Origin of the sequence: Nocardioides malaquae (genome assembly GCF_015070385.1) — a bacterium.
GTDB lineage: Bacteria > Actinomycetota > Actinomycetes > Propionibacteriales > Nocardioidaceae > Nocardioides > Nocardioides malaquae.
Map to the genome: position 1 here is coordinate 1 of NZ_JADCSA010000017.1, position 24,267 is coordinate 24,267.

21 protein-coding genes and 1 pseudogene are annotated in these 24,267 nt (G+C 71.0%); 15 read left to right on the forward strand and 7 right to left on the reverse strand.

Features of this window, described 5'->3' with window-relative positions; all coding sequences use genetic code 11:
* The first annotated feature begins 132 nt into the window (after window positions 1–132).
* A complete protein-coding gene (gene purD / locus IEQ44_RS14365; protein WP_193639163.1) occupies window positions 133–1,413 on the forward strand; it encodes a phosphoribosylamine--glycine ligase in 1,281 nt (426 codons plus the stop codon).
* Window positions 1,413–2,843 (forward strand): adenylosuccinate lyase, encoded by a 1,431-nt coding sequence (purB, locus tag IEQ44_RS14370; RefSeq protein WP_193639164.1) that lies wholly within the window; start codon window positions 1,413–1,415, stop codon window positions 2,841–2,843. Before purD ends, purB begins: the two co-directional genes overlap by 1 nt.
* 106 nt (window positions 2,844–2,949) lie before the next feature.
* On the opposite strand, the gene IEQ44_RS14375 is transcribed toward purB, so the two are convergent.
* Entirely contained in the window at window positions 2,950–3,708 is a 759-nt protein-coding gene (locus tag IEQ44_RS14375) for an Ig-like domain-containing protein (RefSeq protein WP_193639165.1), read from the reverse strand.
* Between the two features lie 152 nt (window positions 3,709–3,860).
* Between IEQ44_RS14375 and IEQ44_RS14380 the strand changes: the two genes are divergently transcribed.
* The 5 genes and pseudogenes from IEQ44_RS14380 to IEQ44_RS14400 all read left to right on the forward strand — a co-directional run bounded on the left by IEQ44_RS14380 (window position 3,861) and on the right by IEQ44_RS14400 (window position 8,785).
* Entirely contained in the window at window positions 3,861–5,612 is a 1,752-nt protein-coding gene (locus tag IEQ44_RS14380) for a BCCT family transporter (protein WP_319804691.1), read from the forward strand.
* 32 nt (window positions 5,613–5,644) lie between these two features.
* Window positions 5,645–6,514, forward strand: a pseudogene (locus IEQ44_RS14385) (phosphoribosylaminoimidazolesuccinocarboxamide synthase); the annotation flags it as partial.
* A gap of 145 nt (window positions 6,515–6,659) precedes the next feature.
* The gene (locus IEQ44_RS14390) at window positions 6,660–7,298 is read left to right on the forward strand and encodes a fasciclin domain-containing protein (RefSeq protein WP_193639168.1); all 639 of its coding nucleotides are present in this window, start codon (window positions 6,660–6,662) and stop codon (window positions 7,296–7,298) included.
* A gap of 91 nt (window positions 7,299–7,389) precedes the next feature.
* On the forward strand, window positions 7,390–7,977 hold the full coding sequence (locus IEQ44_RS14395) for an RNA polymerase sigma factor (protein WP_319804692.1): 588 nt from the start codon (window positions 7,390–7,392) through the stop codon (window positions 7,975–7,977).
* Window positions 7,964–8,785: an anti-sigma factor gene (locus IEQ44_RS14400; RefSeq protein ID WP_193639169.1), complete on the forward strand. Its 822-nt coding sequence runs from the start codon at window positions 7,964–7,966 to the stop codon at window positions 8,783–8,785. Before IEQ44_RS14395 ends, IEQ44_RS14400 begins: the two co-directional genes overlap by 14 nt.
* Window positions 8,786–8,790: 5 nt before the next feature.
* Here IEQ44_RS14400 and IEQ44_RS14405 read toward each other — a convergent pair whose 3' ends face one another.
* Entirely contained in the window at window positions 8,791–9,813 is a 1,023-nt protein-coding gene (locus IEQ44_RS14405; protein WP_193639170.1) for a lipase family protein, read from the reverse strand.
* A gap of 31 nt (window positions 9,814–9,844) precedes the next feature.
* A complete protein-coding gene (locus tag IEQ44_RS14410; protein ID WP_193639171.1) occupies window positions 9,845–11,284 on the reverse strand; it encodes a M28 family peptidase in 1,440 nt (479 codons plus the stop codon).
* A 105-nt stretch (window positions 11,285–11,389) separates the two neighbouring features.
* Here IEQ44_RS14410 and IEQ44_RS14415 point away from each other — a divergent pair, with 105 nt between their 5' ends.
* Window positions 11,390–12,376: an Lrp/AsnC family transcriptional regulator gene (locus IEQ44_RS14415; protein WP_193639172.1), complete on the forward strand. Its 987-nt coding sequence runs from the start codon at window positions 11,390–11,392 to the stop codon at window positions 12,374–12,376.
* On the opposite strand, the gene IEQ44_RS14420 is transcribed toward IEQ44_RS14415, so the two are convergent.
* The gene (locus IEQ44_RS14420; protein WP_193639173.1) at window positions 12,338–13,705 is read right to left on the reverse strand and encodes an MFS transporter; all 1,368 of its coding nucleotides are present in this window, start codon (window positions 13,703–13,705) and stop codon (window positions 12,338–12,340) included. The genes IEQ44_RS14415 and IEQ44_RS14420 overlap by 39 nt on opposite strands.
* A gap of 170 nt (window positions 13,706–13,875) precedes the next feature.
* On the opposite strand from IEQ44_RS14420, the gene IEQ44_RS14425 reads away from it, so the two are divergent.
* The 6 genes from IEQ44_RS14425 (at window position 13,876) to IEQ44_RS14450 (ending at window position 19,006) form a co-directional block, all read left to right on the forward strand.
* Window positions 13,876–15,435 (forward strand): long-chain-fatty-acid--CoA ligase, encoded by a 1,560-nt coding sequence (locus tag IEQ44_RS14425; protein WP_193639174.1) that lies wholly within the window; start codon window positions 13,876–13,878, stop codon window positions 15,433–15,435.
* 113 nt (window positions 15,436–15,548) lie between these two features.
* Window positions 15,549–15,743, forward strand: a complete 195-nt coding sequence (locus IEQ44_RS14430; protein ID WP_193639175.1) for a hypothetical protein — start codon at window positions 15,549–15,551, stop codon at window positions 15,741–15,743.
* Between the two features lie 40 nt (window positions 15,744–15,783).
* The gene (purS, locus tag IEQ44_RS14435; RefSeq protein WP_193639176.1) at window positions 15,784–16,035 is read left to right on the forward strand and encodes a phosphoribosylformylglycinamidine synthase subunit PurS; all 252 of its coding nucleotides are present in this window, start codon (window positions 15,784–15,786) and stop codon (window positions 16,033–16,035) included.
* Window positions 16,035–16,703, forward strand: coding sequence for a phosphoribosylformylglycinamidine synthase subunit PurQ (gene purQ / locus IEQ44_RS14440; RefSeq protein ID WP_193639177.1), 669 nt, complete (start codon window positions 16,035–16,037; stop codon window positions 16,701–16,703). Before purS ends, purQ begins: the two co-directional genes overlap by 1 nt.
* Window positions 16,704–16,705: 2 nt before the next feature.
* Entirely contained in the window at window positions 16,706–17,173 is a 468-nt protein-coding gene (locus tag IEQ44_RS14445; protein WP_193639178.1) for a DUF3817 domain-containing protein, read from the forward strand.
* A gap of 33 nt (window positions 17,174–17,206) precedes the next feature.
* Window positions 17,207–19,006, forward strand: coding sequence for a DUF6020 family protein (locus IEQ44_RS14450; RefSeq protein ID WP_193639179.1), 1,800 nt, complete (start codon window positions 17,207–17,209; stop codon window positions 19,004–19,006).
* On the opposite strand, the gene IEQ44_RS14455 is transcribed toward IEQ44_RS14450, so the two are convergent.
* Genes IEQ44_RS14455 through IEQ44_RS14465 form a run of 3 tightly spaced genes read right to left on the reverse strand, consistent with a single transcriptional unit; the run spans window position 18,967 to window position 21,847 of the window.
* Window positions 18,967–19,389: a GtrA family protein gene (locus tag IEQ44_RS14455; RefSeq protein ID WP_193639180.1), complete on the reverse strand. Its 423-nt coding sequence runs from the start codon at window positions 19,387–19,389 to the stop codon at window positions 18,967–18,969. The two genes, IEQ44_RS14450 and IEQ44_RS14455, sit on opposite strands and share 40 nt — an antisense overlap.
* The gene (locus IEQ44_RS14460) at window positions 19,386–20,324 is read right to left on the reverse strand and encodes a glycosyltransferase (RefSeq protein WP_193639181.1); all 939 of its coding nucleotides are present in this window, start codon (window positions 20,322–20,324) and stop codon (window positions 19,386–19,388) included. Before IEQ44_RS14460 ends, IEQ44_RS14455 begins: the two co-directional genes overlap by 4 nt.
* A gap of 44 nt (window positions 20,325–20,368) precedes the next feature.
* On the reverse strand, window positions 20,369–21,847 hold the full coding sequence (locus IEQ44_RS14465; RefSeq protein ID WP_193639182.1) for a glycoside hydrolase domain-containing protein: 1,479 nt from the start codon (window positions 21,845–21,847) through the stop codon (window positions 20,369–20,371).
* Between the two features lie 116 nt (window positions 21,848–21,963).
* Here IEQ44_RS14465 and purL point away from each other — a divergent pair, with 116 nt between their 5' ends.
* The gene (gene purL / locus IEQ44_RS14470) at window positions 21,964–24,246 is read left to right on the forward strand and encodes a phosphoribosylformylglycinamidine synthase subunit PurL (RefSeq protein WP_193639183.1); all 2,283 of its coding nucleotides are present in this window, start codon (window positions 21,964–21,966) and stop codon (window positions 24,244–24,246) included.
* The last annotated feature ends 21 nt before the right edge of the window (window positions 24,247–24,267 follow it).

Genomic DNA, 24,267 nt, shown 5'->3' on the forward strand with positions numbered 1-24,267 from the left:
CACGTACCTCGAACGAATACGCCATCGACAACAACTCCTCGAACCTCGAGGTGTTGCGTGACTACCTAGAACCCGCCCGCCGAATCACGACCTTTTCGGTAGGGGCGTGAGAGGCGCCTAGAATCACCCCACGTGAAGACCCTCGTGATCGGTTCCGGGGGGCGTGAGCACGCCCTCGCCCTGGCCCTCTCCCGCGACCCCGCGGTCACCGAGGTCCATGCGGCGCCCGGCAACCCCGGCATCGCCGCGGTCGCCACGCTGCACCCGGTCGACATCATGGACGCCGCCGCGGTCGCCGGCCTGGCTGCCGGGATCGGCGCCGACCTCGTCGTCGTGGGTCCGGAGGCGCCGCTGGTCGCGGGTGTGGCCGACGCCGTACGCGCCGCGGGCATCGCGGTCTTCGGCCCCGACGCGGCCGCCGCGCAGCTCGAGGGTTCCAAGGCGTTCTCCAAGGAGGTCATGGCAGCCGCCGGCGTGCCGACCGCCGGGTCGCGCACCTGCACCACCACCGCCGATCACGAGGCGGCGCTCGACACCTTCGGTGCCCCGTACGTCGTCAAGGACGACGCGCTCGCAGCTGGCAAGGGTGTCGTGGTCACCCTCGACCGCGCCGAGGCGCTCGCCCACGCGGAGGCGTGCGGCCGGGTGGTGATCGAGGAGTTCCTCGACGGCCCCGAGGTCTCGCTCTTCGCGGTCTGCGACGGCACGACCGCCCGCGCACTGCAGCCGGCCCAGGACTTCAAGCGCATCTTCGACGGCGGCCGCGGGCCCAACACCGGCGGCATGGGCTCCTACTCCCCCTTGCCCTGGGCGCCCGCCGACCTGGCCGAGACCGTGCTGGCCACCGTCGTGCAGCCGACCCTCGACGAGATGGCGCGGCGCGGAGCCCCCTACGTGGGCTGCCTCTACGTCGGTCTCTCGCTGACCGCCGAGGGTCCGCGCGTCATCGAGTTCAACGCCCGGTTCGGCGACCCCGACATCCAGCCCGTCCTCGCGGTGCTCACCTCCGGCCTCGGCGAGCTGCTGCACGCCGCCGCCACCGGTCGTCTCGCCGAGGCGCCGGCGCCGACCTTCTCCGACGGGGCCGCGGTCACCGTGGTGCTGGCCTCCGCCGGCTACCCGGAGTCGTCGTCGAAGGGCGACGTGATCACCGGCGTCGAGCGGGCCGCGGCCGCTGCGGACGTCGACGTCATCCATGCCGGCACTGCGCTCGACGCCGAGGGCCGGCTGGTCACTGCGGGCGGACGCGTGCTCGCCGTGCGTGCCAGCGGCGGTGACGTGGCCGAGGCGCGCGCGAAGGCGTACGCCGCCGCCGACCTCATCGACTTCGACGGCCTGCAGCGCCGTTCCGACATCGCCGCCGAACCCCTCGGAGTCGTCGAGGGCGCCTCCCTCACCTCGCAGGAGTCCTGATGACCGTCCCCAACGTCCTCGCCACCCGTTATGCCGGGGCCGACCTCGCCGCGATCTGGTCGCCCGAGCACAAGATCGTGCTGGAGCGCCAGCTCTGGGTCGCCGTGCTCAAGGCCCAGCGCGACCTCGGCATCGAGGTGCCCGACGGCGTCGTCGAGGCCTACGAGGCAGTCGTCGCCCAGGGGGAGCAGGGCGTCGACCTGGCCGCCATCGCCGAGCGCGAGCGCGTCACCCGCCACGACGTGAAGGCGCGGATCGAGGAGTTCTCCGCCCTCGCCGGCCACGAGCACATCCACAAGGGCATGACCTCGCGCGACCTCACCGAGAACGTCGAGCAGCTCCAGCTCAAGCAGAGCCTCGAGCTGCTGCGCGACCGCGCGGTCGCCACCCTGGCCCGCCTCGCCCGTCTGGCGACCGAGCACGAGACCACCGTGATGGCCGGCCGCTCCCACAACGTCGCCGCGCAGGCCACGACGCTGGGCAAGCGGTTCGCCACCGTCGCCGACGAGATGCTCATCGCGGTGCAGCGCATCGAGGAGCTGCTCGCCCGCTTCCCGCTGCGCGGCATCAAGGGCCCGATGGGCACCGCCCAGGACATGCTCGACCTGCTCGACGGCGATGCCGACAAGCTCGCCGAGCTCGAGGACCGGGTCGCCGCCCACCTCGGCTTCGACCACGTGCTGACCTCGGTCGGCCAGGTCTACCCGCGCTCCCTCGACTTCGAGGCGCTCTCCGCCGTCGTGCAGCTGGTCGCCGGCCCCTCCAACCTGGCCACGACGATTCGCCTGATGGCCGGCATCGAGCTGGTGACCGAGGGCTTCAAGGAGGGCCAGGTCGGCTCCTCGGCGATGCCGCACAAGATGAACACCCGCTCCTGCGAGCGGGTCAATGGCCTCGCCGTGATCACCCGCGGCTACCTCTCGATGGTCGGTGAGCTCGCCGGCGACCAGTGGAACGAGGGCGACGTCTCCTGCTCGGTGGTGCGCCGTGTCGCGCTGCCGGATGCGTTCTTCGCTGCCGACGGCCTCTTCCAGACCTTCCTCACGGTGCTCGACGAGTTCGGCGCCTTCCCGGCGGTGATCCAGCGTGAGCTCGACCGCTACCTGCCGTTCCTGGCCACCACCAAGGTCCTGATGAGCGCGGTGCGCAACGGGGTGGGCCGCGAGGTCGCCCACGAGGTCATCAAGGAGGCGGCGGTCGGCACCGCGTTGGCGATGCGCGCCGGCCAGGTCGAGAACGACGTCTTCGCCAAGCTCGCCGCCAGCGAGGAGCTGGGCCTGACCCGCGACCAGATCGACGCCCTCGTCGCCGAGCCGATCACCTTCACCGGTGCGGCCGTGCAGCAGACCCAGCAGGTCGTACGTCGCGTGGCCGAGCTCGCCGAGCGGCACCCGGCCGCGGCGGCCTACACGCCCGGCGCGATCCTCTGAGCAAGGCGGTCTTGAGCAGGCGGGCCCAGCCCTGAGGGGCTGGTCCAGACCACCGTCCCGGTAACTCCCTGAGGGACTGTCCAGTCCCTCAGGGACTGCCAGTCCTTCAGGAACTGCGCTGGGCGACCACGGCGCGCAGGGGAGAGAGCCATCCCTGCTCGGCATCGTCCAGGGCGCTCAGGGCGCCGGTGAAGGCGAACGCCTCGCCAGATCGGGGACGCGGGCTCGGCGGCAGCTTCTTGCCCTTCTTGGGCAGCTTGATCCCGCGCAGGTAGCCCACCTTGGCGGCGCCGTTGTTGGCGTTCTGGGCCATCCACGTGATGGCGGTGCGGCGCACGGTGACGACGCGGGTCTTCTTCTTGCCGATCTTCACCTGGCCGTCGGGGTCCTCGCTGGCGGCGCTGCCCCAGGCGAAGTCGAGCGGGAAGTTGCTCTTGTTGGTGACGCGGACCTTGCCCGGCTTCTTCGCCTTCTTGACCGTGATCGCGGCCTTCGGCGAGGGCTTGACGTGCACCGTGAGGGTGCCCGGCACGAGGGTCTCGAAGTCGCAGGCCCAGTAGGTGAACTCGAACGTGCCCTCGACGCCCACGTCGGCGACGACCAGGTGGATCCCGAGGAACTCGAAGAAGCCGACCGGCGGGTCGAGCTTCTCCTCGATGCGACAGACCTTGAGCTCGTCGCCATCGGCGTCGAAGTCGTTGGCCAGCAGGTCAGGCATCGCGATCGTGTTGGCATGCATCGTGATCTCGTCGTCGCCCACCACGGGCGGCTCGGCGTGGGCCGGCGCTGCGACGGTGACGGCCAGGGCACTGGCGAGGGCGACGGAGGACGTGAGGGCCGCGAGGCGGGCGGTGAGTCTGCGCATGGGGCGTACGCTACTGAAGCCGATCCTGCCGTGCGTGGCGAACTCGTGGGATGGGGTGGACGGACCGGCCGTTTCGAGCGGGATCAGGTGGGGAACTGGTTCTTGGTTGGGACGTGGCTGAGACGGCGTGGTCCAGGACGAGAGGGGCCTCCGTGCCACACCCGAGCACCGACGCAGACGCGACGCCCGACGCCACGGGCGGCCCCGCGGGCATCCACCTGCCGGTCTTTCTTCCCGCCGTGGCGACCCTGGTCGTGGCCGCCGGGTTGGCGATCGCCTTCCCAGCAGCCACGGAGGACCTGCTGGGCGAGATCCAGGGCACCATTGTCCAAGGCTTCGGTTGGTACTACGTGCTCGCCGTCGCCGGCTTCGTGGTCTTCTCCCTGTGGATGGGGTTGAGCCGGTTCGGTGACATCAAGCTCGGCCCCGACGAGGAAGAGCCAGAGTTCGGGGTGCTGGCCTGGTTCGGCATGCTCTTCGCCGCCGGCATGGGCATCGGTCTGGTCTTCTGGGGCGCTGCGGAACCGATCACGTTCACCTACACCGACGTGAAGCCCGGAATGACCGGTGAGGGCCCCGAACTGGCGCAGAAGGCGATGGCCCAGGTCTTCCTGCACTGGGGTTTCCACGCGTGGGCGATCTACGTGGTGGTCGGGCTTGCCCTGGCCTACTCGATCCACCGCAGGGGCAACCCGGTCTCCATCCGGTGGGCGCTCGAACCCCTCCTTGGCGACCGGGTGCGCGGCTGGATGGGCGACGTCATTGACACTGTGGCGGTGGTCGGCACCGTCGCCGGCGTCGCAACCTCGCTCGGGCTCGGCGTCACCCAGATCTCCTCCGGACTCGTGCACCTGGGGCTCTTCGACGAGGTCAGCGACCAGATGCTGGTGGTGCTGATCGTCGTCATCACGCTGCTGGCCACCGTCTCCGTGGTCAGCGGGGTGGGGCGGGGCATCAAGTGGCTCTCCAATGCCAACCTCGCACTGGCGGCCGTCTTCCTGGTGGCGGTGCTGGCGCTGGGCCCGACCCTCTTCCTGCTGCGCGAGTGGGTGCAGAACCTCGGCGTCTACGCGCGCGACGTCATCCCCCTGTCGTTCAGCACGAGCGCCTTCTCCGGGGAGGAGGGGCAGCGGTGGCAGGCGTCCTGGACGACGTTCTACTGGGGATGGTGGATCTCCTGGGCGCCCTTCGTCGGTGTCTTCATCGCACGGATCTCGCGCGGTCGCACGGTGCGCGAGTTCGTCGCCGGGGTGCTGCTGGTGCCCACAATGGTCACGTTCTTGTGGTTCTCCGTCCTGGGGGGTGCGGCGCTCCACCGCGAGATGTTCGGCGAGGGCGGACTGGTCGGTGAGGACGCCGACGGCAATCCAGCGGTGGCGGCGGAGAACGTCCTCTTCGACCTCCTCGGGGGACTGCCTGCGGGCACGTTCCTCTCCGGGGTGGCGATCGTCCTGGTGGTGATCTTCTTCATCACCTCGTCGGACTCGGGCTCCCTGGTCGTGACCATGCTCGCGTCCGGAGGGGAGGCCGAGCCCCCGACGTGGAGCCGGGTGCTCTGGGCAACCATCGAGGGCCTGGTCGCCGTCGGCCTCCTGCTCGCCGGTGGTCTGGTCGCGCTGCAGACCGGGGCCGTCATCACGGCCCTGCCGTTCAGCCTCATCATGGTCGCCATCTGCTTCGCCACCTACCGCGCCCTGCGCAGTGAGCACCTGGTCCTGCTGCGGGCGGAGCGGCGCCAACGTCGGGAGGAGCTGCAGGGACAGCTCGCCTCCCAGGTCACTTCCCAGGTCACCACGGAGCTCACGGAGAACTTCGACGAGCACTTCGGGGACCCGGTCGCCCAGCGGGTGGAGCGGCTCGTCACTCGCCGCGAGCGTCGGCGGGGCCCGGACAGGCGGGAGTAGGTCGATAGGCTCCTCGAGTGGCTGACCTCAACATCCCTGCTGCCCCCGCGCTCCCCGGCGCCACCCACCTGCACAGCGGGAAGGTGCGTGACCTCTACCGGATCGACGCCGGTGAGCACGCCGGACGCCTGCTGATGGTGGCCAGCGACCGCATCTCGGCCTACGACCACGTGCTCTCCTCGACGATCCCGGGCAAGGGCGAGATCCTCACCCGCATGTCGCTGTGGTGGTTCGACCAGCTCGCCGACCTGGTGCCCCACCACGTCGTCTCCACCGACGTCCCGACCGAGGTCGCCGGCCGCGCCGTCGTCTGCGAGTCGCTCGACATGTACCCGGTCGAGTGCGTGGCCCGCGGCTACCTCACCGGTTCCGGTCTCGCCGACTACCGCGCCACCGGCGAGGTCTGCGGCATCGCGCTGCCGGGCGGCCTCGAGGACGGCTCCCGCCTGCCCGAGGCGATCTTCACCCCCGCCACGAAGGCCGCTGTCGGCGACCACGACGAGAACGTGTCGTACGCCGCGGTCGAGGCCGCCGTGGGCTCCGAGCGGGCCGCCGAGCTGCGCGACCTGACGCTGCGCATCTACGCCCGCGCCGAGGAGGTGGCGCGCGCGCAGGGCATCATCCTGGCCGACACGAAGCTCGAGTTCGGGGCCCGCGCCGACGGCACCACGGTGCTCGGCGACGAGGTGCTCACCCCCGACTCCTCTCGCTTCTGGCCCGCCGACTCCTGGCGCCCCGGCCAGACGCAGCCCTCCTACGACAAGCAGATCGTGCGCAACTGGCTCACCTCGCCGGCGTCGGGCTGGGACAAGTCCTCCGACGTGCCCCCGCCCGCCCTGCCCGACGAGGTCGTCGAGCTGACGCGCGCGAAGTACGTGGAGGCGTACGAGCGGCTCACCGGCACCCGCTACTGACGTCGGGGCAGGGGGCGCGAAAAAACTTCTCAAAGTTTTTCGACCCGGGTGCATCCAAGGGCGGGCGAACTCCGGAGAAGAGGGCATCAGGGCGCCACGGTGGCGCCCGACGTGGAGAAGAAGAGGTAGTCCCATGAAGCGTTTCACCGGTTCGCTCGCCGCCCTCGCCGTTGCCGCCACCGTGCTGGCGGTCGCCCCGGCCACCACCGCCAACGCCGCCCCGAAGGAGCGTTCGCTGGTCGAGGTCCTGACCTCCGACGGCAACCACTTCGACAAGAACAAGCGCGACTACGACATCGTCACCGAGGCCGCCCTGGCCGTCGTGAAGGCGAAGCCCGAGTCGCCGGTCGCCGTGCTCGCCGACGGCAGCGTGCGCGCCACCGCCTTCATCCCCAACGACCAGGCCTTCCGCCTGCTGCTCAAGGACCTCACCGGCAAGACCGTGAAGTCGGAGAAGCGGATCTTCAAGCGCCTGGTCAAGGTCGCGGGCGTCGACACCATCGAGCAGGTCCTGCTCTACCACGTCGTCCCCGGCGCCACCATCAACAGCAAGAAGGCCCTGAAGGCCGACGGCGCGAAGCTCGAGACCGCCCAGGGCGCGACCGTCAAGGTCAAGGTGAAGACCCCGAAGAAGAACCCGCGCATCATCCTGGTCGACAAGGACCGCGACGACCGCAACCCCCGCGTCATCCTCAAGCAGGTCGACATCAACAAGGGCAACAAGCAGATCGCGCACGGCATCGACCGCGTGCTGCGCCCCGTCAACCTCTGAGCCCAGCCCCGAAGTGACCGTGTGACCCCGGTCCGCCTCGCCACGACCACGTCGCGGGGCGGACCGGCCCCGGGGCTGTACTGTGGCCCGCGTGAGACTCCGCACTGGTGACGAGGCCACCGTCATCGAGCTGGCGGCCGGCCTCCGCGACGGTGACCGCGACAGCCTCGAGGAGATCTACCGGCGCTGGTCGTCGCTGGTGCACACCGTCGCCCTGCGTCAGCTGGGCGCCCACCACGAGGCTGAGGACGTCACCCAGCTCGTCTTCATCTCCGCGTGGCGTTCGCGCCACACCCTCACCCCCACCGAGCACGCCCTTCCGGCCTGGTTGATCGGGATCACCCGTCACCGGATCGCCGACCGGCTCGGCGAACGGGCCCGCGAGGCCCACAAGGTGGCCTCGGTCGCCGCCCGTGACCTCGGCCCCGCCGGTGCCGACGTCGTCGCCCCCGCCGACGACTCCGGTGCCGTGGTCGACCGCCTCGTCCTGGCGCAGACGATCGAGGACCTGGGCGACCCGCGACGTACGATCCTGCGGCTCGCGTTCCACGAAGACCTCACCCACGAACAGATCGTCAGCCGGACCGGACTCCCGCTCGGCACCGTGAAGAGCCACCTACGACGCGGGCTGACCCAACTGCGCAGGACCTTGGAGGAGGTGCGTCATGAGTTCGCCTGACGGACCTTTGGCTGCCCACGTCGACCCGGAGCTGATCGCCGCGATGGCGATGGGCGAGCCGGTCGACGCGGAGGTCAGCGACCACGTCGGCGCCTGCGCCGTCTGTGGTGACGAGCTCGTCGCTCTCTCCGAGACGCTGGCGCTGGTCGGCGGCGCCGAGCAGGCCTTCGTCGCCCCGCCCCCGTCGGTCTGGGAGGGCATCGCGGCCCAGATCGCCGCTGACGAGCAGGCGCACGCGGCCGGTGCGCCCGCCCGCACGGCTACCACGCCGCCGCCCAGCGCGACCCCCGGTGCCGCCACGCTCCCGGTGGGCGAGGACGGGCCGACGGCGACCGTGACCCCGTTGCGCCGCTTCGCCAAGGTGCCGGCCTGGGCCGCTGCGGTGGCTGCCTCGGTCACCCTGGTCGCCGGTGTCGGGGTGGGAGCGATGATCGCCTCGCCCGACGACGAGGAGACTCCCGCCCCGCAGGCCCAGGTGCTGGGCAGCGCCGCCCTCACCACCCTCGACGACGCAGCCGAGGACCGGGGTGCCGCGCAGGTGCGCCGCCACGACGACCGCGTCGTGCTGCACGTGGAGGCCTCCGACCTGGGTGGCCCCGACGGCACCCGCGAGGTGTGGCTGATCAACGTCGACGGCAGCCGGATGGTCTCCCTGGGCCTCCTGCCCCCCGGTGAGGCCGGGGACTTCGACTTCCCCGAGCGGCTCCTGGAGCAGGGCTACCGGATCGTCGACATCTCCTACGAGCCCGACGACGGCGACCCCACCCACTCGGGCGACAGTCTGGCCCGCGGCACCATCGACGGCTGAGGACGTCAGGAGCCGAGGCGCGCCAGGATCCAGTCCACGGCCTCGCTGGGGGCGTACGCGGGTCGCATCGTGCCGGAGTGGTGGGTGGGCCAGCGACGGTGCGTGACCTGGACGCCGGCCCGGCGGTAGGCCGCGACGAGTCGGGTGGTCAGCGGCGCGGGGGCGACCTCGTCGAAACGCGCGGAGTCGATCCGCACCGGCACGCGCGGCACCAGCCGGGCCACCTCGTTGTCGCGCATCACTGCGAAGAGGGCGCGGTAGAGCTCCGGGGAGGCGATGCGGCGCGGCGGCAGCGCGCCCCATGAGTCGTCGCGGGCCAGGTCGGTGAGGCAGCGCTGGGTCAGGTGCGGCCACAGGGCGTCGGCCTCCGGCCCCAGGCCGTCGCTGGCGAGCAGGTCGGCGACCTCCTCGGAGACGGTGCTGGCCCCCAGCAGCATCAGCCCGATCAGGGCGCTGACCACGCCGAACCCGGGCGGCACCACCGGCAGCCGCGCCGAGAGGCCGATGGTGCGGTCCATCCGGGTGACCGGCGCGAAGGCCGCCACGCCGAGCAACGGCACCGGCCAGCTCGGCTGGACGGCGGAGTGCAGCGCCGCCACCGACCCCTCCGAGTGACCAGCGCTGACCCACCGGTCGCCGATCCGGTCGTCGAAGGTCTGTCGGGCGGCGACCATGTCGACGACGCTACGGGCCAGGGGTTCCCCGATCAGGTAGGGGTGGGTGCCCGGGCTGCCCAGCCCGAGGTAGTCGGGCCGCAGCACCGCGACGCCCTGGGCCAGCAGGGCGTCGCAGAGCGCGTCACCCTGCGACATCCGCCGCCACTCGAGGTGGTCCGGGGAGCCGGTGCTGGGGGCGCTGGTGGCGCCCGCGCCGGTCGTCATGTGGCCATAGCTGACCACCGGCCAGCCACCGGCGGGCGGCGCGGTGTGGGGCAGGTGGACCAACCCGGTCAGCGTGACCGGGGCGCCGTCGAGGTCGGTCGAGGGGTAGCTGACCGGTTGGCTGCTTCCGTGCTGCATCAGGTCCATCTGGATCACCCCTCCCGTCCGCCGTAGTGGTTCACCAGCGCCCGCGGGGCAGCCGACGTCGTACGCCGCGGGGCAGCCACCCGATGCGGCTTCCGCGCACCGAGTCGACGCGGTCCACGACGTCGGCGAAGTATCGCGCGACCGGGAGGAGTTGGTCCACGTCGACCTTCGACATGTCGTCGGCGTCGGCGTAGAGGTAGAGCGGCCCCGAGATCAGGCTGACGACCGGCACGCCCGACACCAGGCTGAAGGAGGCGTCGGTGGGGATGCCGAGGCGACCCCACTCCAGGGGGCGCGCGTTGAGCAGGGTGGTGCCGGCCAGGCCGTGGCGCCGCAGGCCGCGGGCCAGGTGCCAGGCCAGCCTGGGGGAGAGGTTCTCGAAGATGCCTCGGGGTTCGGTCTGCCCGGTCGTGGCGAAGCCGTCGCCCTTCTCGCTGGCCACGGCGCGCAGGCCGACGTGCTCGACGGTGAGGTTGAGCACGAGGTCGTAGGGGCTGTCGGGGTCGAGGGCGTAGCGGCGGGCGAACTCCTGGTGGGCCTGGTAGCCGGTGAAGTGGGTGTCGAAGGTGACGAAGAGCAACGTCTTCTCCCGCACCTCCCCGGTGGCGGCGCGCGCACCGAAGTGCTCGGCCAGGGCGATCACCTCGGCGGTGCCGGTGCCGTCCTCGACCGCGCCCGGCCCGATCGAGTCGTGGTGGGACTGGACCATCACCGTCTCGGTGCTGCGACCCGGCAGGACCCCGATCACGGTGCGTGAGGTGACGGCCTCGCGCTCGGCGGCCAGGTCGAGGGTGGCGGTGGCGGGCTGCCCGGCGCGGTCGGCCTTCCGCATCGCGGCGCGCACCGTGGCGCCACCCAGGCGGGTGACCCACGCGCCGGGCAGCTCCAGGAGCGTCCGGCGGTAGTACTCGTTGTGGTAGCTCAACGACTCCGGGTAGTCCTTCAGCACCCCGACGATCCCGACCGCACCACCGCGGGCGGCGTCACGCGCCACCCGGCTGAGGTTGGTGACGTAGGGGTTGCGTGACGACAGCACCTCGCGGCGCAGCATCCGTCGACCCGGGTCGTGGAGCCACTCCGCCAGCGGCAGGAGGTGGGCCGTGGTCATGTCGAAGGTCAGGTCGAAGAGCACGATCCGCCCGGTCACGTCGTGCTCGCCGACCGCGGTGCCGACGTCGATGAGCGGTGCGGTGACGGGGGTGTCCAGCAGAGTCCCGACGGCGTCGGTGGCCCGCAGCGCGGAGTGCAGGACGGGCGCACAGGCCACGTCCTCGTCGGCCACCGTGAGGTGGCAGCGGGTCGCGCGCCAGGCGTACGACGGCACGTGCATCTCGTGGACGTCGCTCAGTCCGGCGCGGGTGAAGCGGTCGGCGACGTAGGCGGCGGCGCGTTCGCCGCCGGGGGTCCCGGTGGCTCGGGGTGCGAGGTCGACGAGGTCCTGGACGGTGGCGAGGATCGAGTGCGTGTCCATGGTCGGCAACCTAGGACTTGGATGAGGTCGGGGGCTCAGCGTGCAAGAAATCCATGCTCTCTGGCCGCTGGCTCGCTAGCATTCGTGCATGGCGGCGGGGAGACGGTGAGTAGCGACCCGCGCGACCAGCTGTTGGCGGAGGTTGACCTGGCGCTCGTGCACGCCCTCCAGGTCAACGCCCGCGCCCCGTGGGCCCGGATCGCCGAGGTGATCGGCGTCGACCCGGCGACCGCGGCCCGTCGCTGGGCGGCGATCAACGCCCGCGGTGCGGCCTGGTTCGCGGTGTGGCCCACCCCGGAGCGACACGCAGCGCGCAGCGACGCCGCCCTCGTGCGGGTCGCGGCCCGGATCACCCCCGAGGCGGCCGACGCCTGGTGTCGTACCCCATGGGTCCTGGCCGTCGAGCGCACCAGCGTCGGCACCCAGGCCTTCGTTGTCGGTCACGGTGGGTTGGCTGCCCTCGAGCAGCGCATCCACGACCTCGTCGCTCTGGTCGACGACCCGGGACCGGTCCACGTGGAGTACGCCGCCGCGGTGCCCCGCGACGACTCGTCGTGGCGGCTGCGCGTGCTCTCCGCCACCCAGGTCCGCGACCTGTCCGAGTCCCGTACGCCCGGCCTGCGCGCCCCGGGCGAGGAGGCGGCCGCCGAGGTCACCGCGCTGTTGCGCGAGGACGCCCGGATGACGTGGGGGGCGATGGCGGCCCGGATGGGGGTGCGCGACGCGACGGCGCGACGCACCGTCGAGCGGGTGCTGGCCCACGGGCTCGTCCGGCTGGGTTGTGACGTGGCGATGCCGGCCGTGGGGCTGGGGCGGGGCGTGGTGGTGCGGGCCCGCGCGACCCCCGACTTCGACCCCGAGGTCCTGGTGCGCTCCCCGTCGGTGCACCGGGTCCTGCGCCTGGTCGGTCCGGCGGAGTGGACGGTGAGCTGCCGGTTCACCTCGTTGACCGAGCTCGACGCGGTGGAGCGGGCGTGGGGGCCGGGCATCGAGGTGGTCGACCGCTGGACCGTGACCGCGGCGCTCAAGCGCAACGGCCACCTGCTCGACTCCTCAGGCCGGTCGACCGGTGAGGTCGACGTCGACTGGTGAGGCAGCTGCCGCGCGAAGCTCGGCGTCGAGGCCGTAGCGACTGATCGCCACCAGGCTCAGCGCCACCAGCAGCGCCGGCACCCAGGTGACCCCGGCCACGATGGCGTCGAGGGCCTGGGCGTCCTGGGTGGTGGCCCCGGGCTCGTAGCCGCCCAGCTGGAGCACCAGGCCGTAGGCGAAGGGGCCGGCGGCGAAGCCGAGCAGCTCGAATCCCGACCAGGTGCCGGTGAGCACGCCGATCCGGTTCTGCCCGGAGGTCCGGGCGTCGTGGGCGGCCACGTCCGGCAGCATCGCGAGCGGGAAGAGCTGGGCGCCGGCATAGCCGATCCCGACCACCGCCGACCCGGCGAGCAGTGCCGCGATCGATCCGCCGCGGGCAGCGGTGAGGCCGACGAGGCCGACGACCAGCACCACCGAGGTCGCCACCAGACCGGTCTTCTTCGACCAGCGCCGCCCGACCCGGCCCCACAGTGGCGCGAACACCACGGCAGGGGCCACGAAGGCGACCATCGCCCCGGTCGCCGCCCAGGAGGTCTCCATGACGTGGGTGGCGGTGTAGCTGATGCCGGCCAGCACCATCGTCATCGCGACGGCCTGTAGCACGAAGCCGGTCAGCAGTGTGCGGGCGTGCGGGTTGTCCAGCGCCATCCGGACCTGCTCGGTCAGCGATGCCGTGGGCAGCGGGTCACGGGTCAGGGTGGCGTTTCGGGTGCCCCACCACACGCCCACGGACCCGAGCAGGATCAGCACCGCCATCACGGCGGCCATCAAGCGGTAGCCTGCCGCGCCGTCGAGCGCGGCGACCAGCAGCGGAGCGCCGCCGCCCGACAGCATGATCGTGACGGTGATGACGATGACCCGCCACGTCATCAGCCGGGTGCGTTCGTCGTAGTCGTCGGTGATCTCCGCCGACATCGCCAGGTAGGGGACTTGGAAGAAGGCATACGCGGTCGCGCACGCCAAGTAGACGCCGACCACCCACGCGGTGGCGATCCCGGCGTGGGTCGTCGGTCCGGAGAAGACCATCGCGAAGCCGAACGCCATCAGCGCCCCGGCGCGCAGCAGGAAGGGCCGGCGCCGACCGGCCGGGTTCGTGGACCGGTCGGAGATGCGCCCGGCCACCGGGTTGAGCAGGAAGTCCCACGCCTTCGGCACGAAGACCACCAGACCGGCCAGGGCGGCGCCGATGCCGATCACGTCGGTCAGGTAGGGCATCAACAGGATGCCGGGCACGGTGCCGAAGGTGCCGGAGGCGACACCGCCCAGGGCGTACCCGCGCACGGTCGCGGCGGGCAGGGGCGCGGGTGAGGCGGGTGAGGCCTGGGGCATGGCGCGAGCGTAGGGAGCCGCGGGTCGGCGTACGAGATGTTGTGGCGAAGTCGGCGCCGTGGGGCGCTCGATTGCCGCAGATCGTCCATTTCTGTTCGTTCGTCGCATCGTTTCGCCCCGGCGAGCGCGGGGATGGCAACAGTGTGGTGTGGGCCACTAGATTCGTCGCCATGACGAACCTCGCGTCCCTGCTGACCGACACCGCCGACCGTCACCCCGAGCGCACCGCCATCGTCATCGGCGACATGCGACTGACGTACGCCCAGCTCAACCAGTACAGCGACTTCCTGGCCGCGGCGCTCGCCGCCCGCGGGGTCGGGCCGGGCGACAAGGTGGCGCTGACCTGCCCGAACCTGCCCTACTTCACGATCGCCTACTACGCGATCCTCAAGGCCGGCGGCACCGTCGTCCCGCTCAACGTGCTGCTCAAGGGTCGGGAGGTGGCCTACCACCTGGCCGACTCCGACGCGAAGGTGCACCTCTGCTTCGAGGGGACCGACGACCTGCCGATGGGTCGCGAGGGCCTGGCGGGCTTCGAGGCCACCGACGGCTGCGAGCACTTCGTCGTCATCACGGCCGACCTCAACGCGGCCTCGCCGTTCGAGGGGCACCCCACGCTGATGCAGGTGATCGGCGAAGGCATGTCGGCCCCGGTACCCGCCGTGGAGGTGGCCGACGACGACACCGCGGTCATCCTCTACACCTCCGGCACCACCGGCCAGCCCAAGGGCGCAGAGCTGACCCACGCCAACATGCGTTCCAACGCCCTCACCTCCGACCGGCTCTTCGGTGCCGACGCGGACAACCCGGACACCTACCTCTGCGTGCTGCCGCTCTTCCACTCCTTCGGCCAGACGGTGATCCAGAACAGCGCCGTCGCCTTCGGCGGCACCATCGTGATGCTGCCCCGCTTCGAGGCCGAGGCCGCGCTCCAGCTCATGGCCAAGGAGCAGATCACCTTCTTCGCCGGCGTCCCGACGATGTACTGGGGTCTGCTGGGCGTGCTCGACGACTCCGGGGTCGACGTCCAGGCGCTCGCCGAGCGGTTGCGGGTCGCCGTCTCCGGCGGCGCGGCGCTGCCCGTCGAGGTGCACCGCGAGTTCGAGCGTCGTTTCGGGGTCACGATCCTCGAGGGCTACGGCCTCTCGGAGACCTCGCCGGTGGCGAGCTTCTCGAAGTTCGGTGAGCCGGCCCGGGTCGGCTCCATCGGGCCCGTCATCCCCGACGTGGAGATGAAGCTCATCAGCCCGCAGCCGGGGGAGTGGAGCGAGGTCGCGGCCGGCGAGGTCGGCGAGATCGCGATCAAGGGCCCCAACGTGATGAAGGGCTACTACAAGCGTCCGGAGGCGACCGCCGAGGCGATCAAGGACGGCTGGTTCCGCACCGGCGACCTGGCCCGCGTCGACGACGACGGCTGGTACTACATCGTCGACCGCACCAAGGACCTCATCATCCGCGGCGGCTACAACGTCTACCCGCGCGAGATCGAGGAGGTGCTGCTGACCCACCCCGACGTCTCGCTGGCCGCGGTGATCGGCGTGCCCCACGACACCCACGGCGAGGAGATCAAGGCGGTCGTCATCAAGAACCCGGGCTCCGCGTTGACCGAGGACGAGCTGGTCGCTTGGGGCAAGGAGCAGATGGCGGCCTACAAGTACCCCCGCATCGTCGAGTTCCGCGACTCCTTGCCGATGACCGCCACCGGCAAGATCCTCAAGCGCGAGCTCTGAGGGCGTACGCCCGGCGCTCGCGCCGCTCGCGTCATACGGACGGTGTCACCGGTGGCTCCGTCCGTATGACGCCAGACGCTGGGTGACGCCGAGGGCCACCTAGGCTGTGGCCCATGGGCAAGTACGTCGCACTCGCGCTGGGCATCGTGATGACCATGGCCGGGGCGCTGGTGGCCTTCCGGGCCTTCGGCTGGATCGAGGGCGGGGCCATGGAGGGCGAGCAGTTCTGGGGCACCACCGGGGCCATCCTGGCCGGTCTCGGTGTCGCACTGGTGGTCGTGGCGATCCGGCCGCCGCAGAGCCGATAGACTCCCCCGCGGAGATTCCCCCGCGCACAGGAGCAGCCCCGTGGCCACAGTCGTCGTCGACGTCATGCCGAAGCCCGAGATCCTCGACCCCCAGGGCAAGGCCGTCGCCGGCGCCCTCCCGAGGCTGGGCTTCGACGGTGTCGTCGACGTCCGCCAGGGCAAGCGGTTCGAGCTGACCTTCGAGGGCGAGGTGACCGACGCGGTCCTCGCCGAGGTCGCCCAGATGGCCGAGACGCTGCTCTCCAACCCGGTCATCGAAGACTTCCGCGTGCGCGTCGAGCAGGACGCCTGATGAAGGTCGGGGTCGTCACCTTTCCCGGCACCCTCGACGACGTCGACGCCCAGCGCGCCGTCCGGATCGCCGGCGACGAGGCCGTCGCCCTGTGGCACGGCGACCACGACCTCAAGGGGGTCGACGCCGTGGTCCTGCCCGGCGGCTTCTCCTACGGCGACTACCTGCGCTGCGGTGCGATCTCGCGCTTCTCCCCGGTGATGACCGAGGTCATCGAGGCGGCGAAGAAGGGCCTGCCCGTACTGGGCATCTGCAACGGCTTCCAGATCCTCTGCGAGTCGCACCTCCTGCCGGGCGCACTCATCCGCAACGAGGCCCGCAAGTTCGTCTGCCGCGACCAGCGCCTGCGCATCGAGAACACCTCGACCCTGTGGACCTCCTCCTACGAGCAGGGCCAGGAGATCACCGTGGTCCTGAAGAACGGCGAGGGCAACTTCGTCGCCGACGAGGCCACCCTCGACATGCTCGAGGGGGAGGGCCGCGTGGTCGCCCGCTACGTCGGGCCCAACCCCAACGGCTCGATGCGCGACATCGCCGGCATCACCAACGAGCGCGGCAACGTGGTCGGCCTCATGCCGCACCCCGAGCACGCGGTCGAGGAGCTGACCGGTCCCGGCACCGACGGCCTGGGCTTCTTCACCTCGCTCGCCCAGCGCGTCTTCGCCTGACGATGAAGGCCCTTCTCGGCAGTCCCCGCAAGCTCTACCGCGCCGTCGCGTTCCTCGAGGTCGTCACGTGGACGATGCTGCTCACGGGGATGTTCCTCAAGTACGTCACGAAGACGACCGACATCGGCATCGCCGTGGCCGGACCGATCCACGGCTTCGCCTTCCTGGCCTACTGCCTGGTGACGACGCTGGTGGCCGTCGACCAGCGCTGGCGAGTGGGCCGCTGGATCGTCGGTCTGCTCAGCGCGGTGCCGCCCTTCGTGACGATCCCCTTCGAGATGTCGATCGAGAAGCACGGACTGGTGACCGACGCGTGGCGGCTGCGCTCCGAGGAGCCGCAGGGCGCGCTCGAGCGGGTCACCGCGTTCCCGGTGCGCCGTCCGGGCCTGGGCATCGTGGTGGCCGCGGTGCTGCTCGTGGTCGTCTTCACCGTGCTGCTGCTCCTCGGTCCGCCCGGTGGCGACCACTGAGGTGCTGCGCCCGGTTCCTCTAGGCTCCCGCCCGTGCCCGCTCGCCTGAACGCCCTCCACGCCGTCGTGGCGACCGTGGCGGGGTGGTTCGCGGTGGTGGTCGTGGCCACCGCGACCGCCATCGGCCTGGTCTCCCGCCTCCTCGCGCCCGACGACGCGCCCTACTTCCTGCTCACCGCCGTCGTCGCCGACCACCCGGTCGTCTCGCTGCTCTTCTGGGTGCTCTGCCTCCTCGCGTACGCCCTGGGGTTCCGCGCCCTGTGCCGCGGGCTGGAGCGCTGGCGACACGGCGTGGACTCGACCCCGCCGCGGGGCCCGCGGACCCAACGGCTGGAGCGGCTGACCACGTGGATCTTCGCCCGGTGGTGGCACGGCGCGGTGGCGCTCGCCGTCGCGTGGTCGCCGTGGATCCTGCTGTCGTGGCCCGGCCAGCCCAACCCCGACTTCGCCAGGACGATCGGCGAGTTCCTGCTCCAGCGTTCCGACTTCGTCGGTGGGGTGATCGCGCCGTTCGAGGCCTATCCGACGTCGCACTACCTGCTGCCCGACAGTGAGCGGATCTGGTCGAACCACCACAACTTCTTCCTGATGCTCTACTACGGCGGCATCTCGAAGCTGAGCATCCTGCTCTTCGACAGCCTGATGCCGGGGATCTTCCTCATCAGCACCCTGTCGCTGCTCCTGACGCTGGTCGCCTTCGGTCGCGCGTTCTCGATCCTGGGCCGACTGGTGCCGAGTTGGAAGGTCCGCGCCGTCGTCGTGGGGATCGTGGCCGGCTCGCCGCTGATCGGCCTCTGGGGCATGTCGCACTCGAAGAACCACCTCTTCGCGGCGCTGCTGGTCTGGTGGCTCGCCCTGATGGCGCAGTTCGTCCACGCGCCCGCACCGGTGGGTCGGCGCTGGTGGGTGGAGACGGCGCTGGTCTCGACCGGGCTCGCCGTCTCGGTGCTGTTCGGCTGGATCCTTCTGGTGGCCCAGGCGCTGGTCATGCTCGGGCTGCGTCGCGGCCGGTTCGTCCCGCTGGTGGTGATGGCCGTGCCCGCGCTCCTGGTGCACGGCACCGTCACGACCGCAGGGGCGTTGGGGCTGCTCATCCCCTCGGATCCGATCGAGACCAAGGGCGTGCAGCTGCAGCAGCTCTCGCTGATCCTGCGGGAGCACCCAGACGCGCTCTCGGCCGACGACCGCGAGGCCCTGGGCCGGATCTTCGACCTCGAGGCGATGGCCGCGGCCTACGACGAGGACGTCTCCGACCCGGTGAAGTCGTCGGGACCGTTCTCGCGCAAGACCGCGAGCTACCGCTACAAGACCGTGCAGCCGGAGGACTGGGAGGCCTTCACCGGCATCTGGTTGCGCGCGGGCGCGGAGCACCCCGACACCTTCGTCGACGCGCTCGTCGCCAAGAGCTACCGCTACCTCGACCCCCTCGACGAGGGCACCCACTTCTACCCGCCCTGGTCGGGCGACTACGAGCGCGTCGTGGGGGAGCACCCGGTCGCGCCCGTCGAGATCAACAGCCTGACCCGTCCGGCGCTGCGGGACGCGGCGTACGCCTGCTTCAAGGTCGAGGGATGCCGCCCGCTGCTCTCCCACTCGCTGCGGACGGTGGCCGTGGTGCTCCTCTGCGCGGCAGCGATCGTGGTGCGGCGTCGGTTTGCCTGGCTCTGGGCCATGCCCTTCGCGCTGCAGGTGGGCATCGTTGCGATGTCACCGCTGGCTGCGGGCGGGCGCTACGCGCTGGGATTCACCTACGGCCTGGCCGTGGTCATCGCGCTGATGGCGATCGACGATCGTCAGCCGGAGCGCTCGCCTGTGGAGAACAGCCAGCGGTAGCCCAGGAAGTTGACCACCATCCCGGTGCCCATGGCCACGACCTTGGCCGCCGGGGTGACCAGGTCGGTGGAGAGCGCGGGCACGACCACCTCGGCAAGGAACAGCACCGCCAGGATCACCCCCGACTGCACCAGCAGACCGGTGAAGAGGGTGACCCCGGCGAAGCGCAGGTAGACCCCGACCCCCGACGACTGCGACTGGAAGACCCACGCGCGGTTGACGAAGAAGCTGACCGTCATCACCACCACCGTGGAGATCGCGTTGGAGAGCACGGCCGCGAGGCCCACGCCGACGGCCAGGGCCGTGAAGAGCGCCAGGTCGAGCGCGGTGTTGAAGAGGCCGACGAGCACGTAGCGGTCGACGCTGCGCGACCCGACCTTCATGACTGGGGCAGGGCAGGCAGCTGCAGGTAGGCCAGCCGCCGCATCTCCTGACGTCCGCGCAACACCCCGTTGAGCACCATGCCGATCGCGGCCAGCAGCACGCTGATCACGACCAGCGACGAGGCCAGGATCGCGGTCGGGAAACGGTCGACCTCGCCGGTCTGCGCAAAATCGACGACGACCGGAAGCCCCAGGCCGAGCCCGAGCAGGAGGGTGAGCGCGCTGGCGAGGCTGAATACGAGGCTCGGGCGCTCGTGCAGCAGGAGGTGGCCCAGCAGGCCGAGGATCTTGAAGCCGTCGCGGAAGGTGCTCAACTTGGACTCCGACCCCTCGGGGCGGTCCTTGAAGCCGACCGGCACCTCGGTCTGCGGCACCCGCAGGCTGGCGGCGTGGATCGTCAGCTCGGTCTCGATCTCGAACTCCTCGGAGTTCGCGGGGAACGACTTCACGTAGCGGCGTGAGAAGGCCCGATAGCCCGAGAGCATGTCGGTGACCGGTTCGCCGAAGGCGACGCTGGTGACCCGGTTGAACATTGCGTTTCCCCAGGCGTGACCGGGCCGATAGCTGCTGGTGTCCTGGGTCTCGACCCTGCATCCCAGCACGTGGTCGTAGGGGCCGCTCAGCAGCGTCTCGACCAACATCGGCGCCGCGCTGGCGTCGTAGGTGTCGTCGCCGTCGATCATCAGGTAGACGTCGGCCTCGATGTCGGAGAAGGCGCGGCGCACGACGTTGCCCTTGCCCTTGCGACTCTCGAAGCGCACCACCGCGCCCGCCTCGGCGGCGACCTTCGCGGTGTGGTCGGTCGAGTTGTTGTCGTAGACGTAGATCGTCGCCTGTGGCAACGCCTCGCGCAGGTCTCGCACCACCGTGCCGACGGTGAGCTCCTCGTCATGGCACGGCACGATCGCCGCGATCTCGAGGTGGTCGGTGTTCATGGCGCCTCGAAGGGTCGGAGGTGGGGCGAGTGGACCCTACTCGTTCAGCGGTTCCCCGCCGAGAGCGCCCGCCACGTGGGCGGGTTGGCGACGCCGTGGGCGCGCATCTTGCGCGGCTTCTGGTAGGCGCGGACCTGGGCGCGGGTCTCGCTGTCGAAGACGCCGGTCGAGCGGGTGGTGCGCAGGCCCGCGGCGATCAGCGTCTGCTGGAGCCGGTGGACGGCCGCGCCCGACGACCCCATCTTGAGGGTGGGCTGCTCCCCGACGGCGAGCAGGCGCATCCATTGCGACGGGTCGACGGTCGTCGAGGCGGGCAGTCCCCGGCTGGTCTGCCAGGTGGCGACGGCGTTGCGCACCCGGGGGCCGTACTTCCCGTGCAGCTTGCCCTCCCAGAACCCCTGCTCCTGCAGCAGGCACTGCAGGGCGCGCATGCGCTTGCGGGGTCGGTGGCTGGTGGTGATCGTCGGATACTTCTTGAAGCTCATCTGGACCCCGCCGCAGCGCGCGTCGCTGCTGCGCGCGGTCGCGCCGAGGTCGAGGTAGTTGCTGTCGATGTTGATGGTGACCTTGCCGTGGGTCTCGTGGTGACCCCCGAAGTACTGCTTCATCCGGCGCCCCGGACGCCATCCGTCCTCGCGGATGTAGGACGAGGAGGTGTTGGCCTTGCCGTCCCAGCGGGCCAGCCAGATGTAGGTCGGCAGGTGGAACTTGCCGGGGCGGTTGACTCGGGCGTCGTCGAGCATCTTGATGCCCGAGCTGGCGCTGGAGTACATGCCGGACGCCCAGCCGAGCTGCTGGATCTTGTTGGTCCACGCCGAGACGAAGGCGAGCGCCGACTCGCGGCAGTGCTTGTTGCCCATGTCGAAGGCCTCGAGGTCGTACCAGATGGTCGAGCCCTTCGCGAGGCCCAGCGCGGCGGCGTCGGCGGAGTTCTTCTCGGCCTCGGCGCGGCCCTGGGCGCGGGCCTTGGGGTAGCGACCCTTCTTGCCGGGCCTGGGGCTGATCTTGAAGTCGTCGTCGTAGCGCGGGAAACGACCCAGGCAGGAGGCCTGCGGGCCGAGCGCGATCGGCAGCAGGCGCCACCCCTTGGCCAGCTGGGTGGAGATCCAGGTGGGGGTGAGGTTCGGCTGCACGCGGCAGGCGCGCGAGTCACCGGAGATGTAGATGCCCACCGCGAGGTAGGGGGAGTGGTTGAGCCAGGCGTCCATGGCCTTCTGGGTGGGCGCCACGCACTGGTCGAACCCGAAGCCGGTGAAGTTGCCGGGGGTGACCGGGTTGGTGCCCGAGCGCTGCTTCGCCTTCACCGTCTTCGCCTGTGCAGTCGCGGCGGCCAGGGCCACCGTGTCGCTCAACGCCTCCGGTGAGGCGCCTGAGCCCGTGGTGGTCAGCAACGCGGCGCTGAGGGCGAGGGTGCCGGCGGCGGCGGTGAGACGGCGTACGAGGGTGCGTGCGGGACGCTGAAGACGCATGGAGAACTCCGGGTGGAACGGGGGAAGTGCGACGACCATAACCTCACTGGTCACACGAGTAACAGGCTTCGCGGGGAAGAACAGAGGTGTAGTTCACGGCGCCGGCCAGACCCTGTCCGTCGCGTACGACCGCCCCCGGGGCGCCCGCCGTCGAACGGTAGATTGGCCCCGTGGCCGAGACTCCCCGCACCCCCAGTCAGCTCGACACCGTCGCCGTCGCCGGCCAGGACCCCGACCGGGAGCAGCCCTGGGCTGACCTGGGCCTGAAGGACGACGAGTACGCCCGCATCCGCGAGATCCTCGGGCGCCGCCCCACCAGCTCCGAGCTGGCGATGTACTCGGTGATGTGGAGCGAGCACTGCTCCTACAAGTCCACCAAGGTGCACCTCAAGCAGTTCGGTGAGATCCCGCAGGAGACGCCTGCGGGCAAGATGCTCGCCGGCATCGGTGAGAACGCGGGCGTCATCGACATCGGCCAGGGCTACGCGGTCACCTTCAAGGTCGAGTCGCACAACCACCCGTCGTTCGTCGAGCCCTACCAGGGCGCCGCGACCGGCATCGGCGGCATCGTGCGCGACATCCTCGCCATGGGTGCGCGCCCCGTCGCGGTCGTCGACCCGCTGCGCTTCGGCCCGTTGGAGGAGCCCGACACCCACCGCGTGCTGCCCGGCATCGTGGCCGGCGTCGGTGGCTACGGCAACTGCCTCGGCCTGCCCAACATCGGTGGCGAGGCCGTCTTCGACAAGACCTACCTCGGCAACCCTCTGGTCAACGCCGGCGCCATCGGCGTGCTTCGCCACGAGGACCTCCACCTCGCCAACGCCACCGGCACCGGCAACCGGGTCGTGCTCTACGGCGCCCGCACCGGCGGCGACGGCATCGGCGGCGTCTCCGTGCTCGCCTCCGAGACCTTCGACGAGGGTGGCCCCGCCAAGCGCCCCAGCGTCCAGGTCGGCGACCCCTTCATGGAGAAGCTGCTCATCGAGTGCACCCTCGAGCTCTTCGCCGCCGGCGTGGTCTCCGGCATCCAGGACCTCGGCGGTGCGGGCCTGAGCTGCGCCACCTCCGAGCTGGCGTCGGCCGGTGACGGCGGCATGCACGTCGAGCTCGACCTGGTGCCGCTGCGTGACTCCACGCTCGCTCCCGAGGAGATCCTCATGAGCGAGTCGCAGGAGCGGATGATGGCCATCGTCGAGCCCGAGCGCCTCGACGAGTTCATGGCGATCTGCCGCAAGTGGGACGTCGAGGCCACCGACATCGGCGAGGTCACCGACACCGGCCGCCTCGAGATCGACTGGCACGGGGAGCGCGTCGTCGACGTCCCGCCGCGCTCGGTCGCCCACGACGGCCCCGTCTATCAGCGTCCGTACGCCCGCCCCGACTGGCAGGACTCCCTGCAGGCCGACGGCGCCGAGGCGCTCGCGCGACCCGCGTCGGGGGAGGAGCTGAAGCAGACGCTGCTCACCCTGGTCGCCAGCCCCAACCTCTGCGACAAGTCGTGGATCACCGACCAGTACGACCGCTACGTGCGCGGCAACACCGTCTCGGCCCAGCCCGAGGACTCCGGCATGATCCGCGTCGACGACGAGACCGGCCTCGGCGTCTCGCTCTCCACCGACTGCAACGGTCGTTACGCCAAGCTCGACCCCTACACGGGTGCGCAGCTGGCGCTGGCCGAGTCCTACCGCAACGTCGCCACCGGCGGCGCCGTGCCGCTCGCGATCTCCGACTGCCTCAACTTCGGCTCGCCCGAGGACACCGGCGTGATGTGGCAGTTCGCCGAGGCCTGCCGCGGCCTCAAGGACGCCTGCCTCGAGCTCGGCATCCCGGTCACCGGCGGCAACGTCTCGCTCTACAACCAGACCGGCGAGACCGCCATCCTGCCCACCCCGGTCGTCGCCGTGCTCGGTGTCATCCAGGACGTCGCCAAGCGCACCCGCAGCCACTTCAACGCGGCCGGCGAGCAGGTGCTGCTGCTCGGCGAGACCCGCGAGGAGCTCTCCGGCTCCGAGTGGGCCCACGTGGTGCACGGTCACCTCGGCGGTCTGCCGCCGAAGGTCGACCTCGCCGCGGAGAAGGCGCTCGGTGAGCTGCTGGCCGAGGCTGCGACCCACCAGGTCGTCACCAGCGCCCACGACCTCTCCGACGGCGGTCTCGCCATCGCCCTGGCCGAGGCGTCCTTCCGCCACGGCATCGGCGCGACCGTCTCCCTGGCGGATGTGCACGCCGACCCCTTCGTGGCGCTCTACTCCGAGTCGACCGCCCGCGTCCTCGTCACCGTGACGCCCGAGCAGCGCGAGCGTTTCGACGCGCTGGCCGCGCAGCACGGCGTACCGGTCACCGAGCTCGGGACCACCGGTGGCGATGCGCTGGTCGTCGAGGGCCAGTTCGAGGTGCCGGTCGCCGAGGTGAAGTCGGCCTGGTCGGCCACGCTGCCGGCGGCGCTGGGCTGAGGTCGCTGGGCTGAGGTCGCT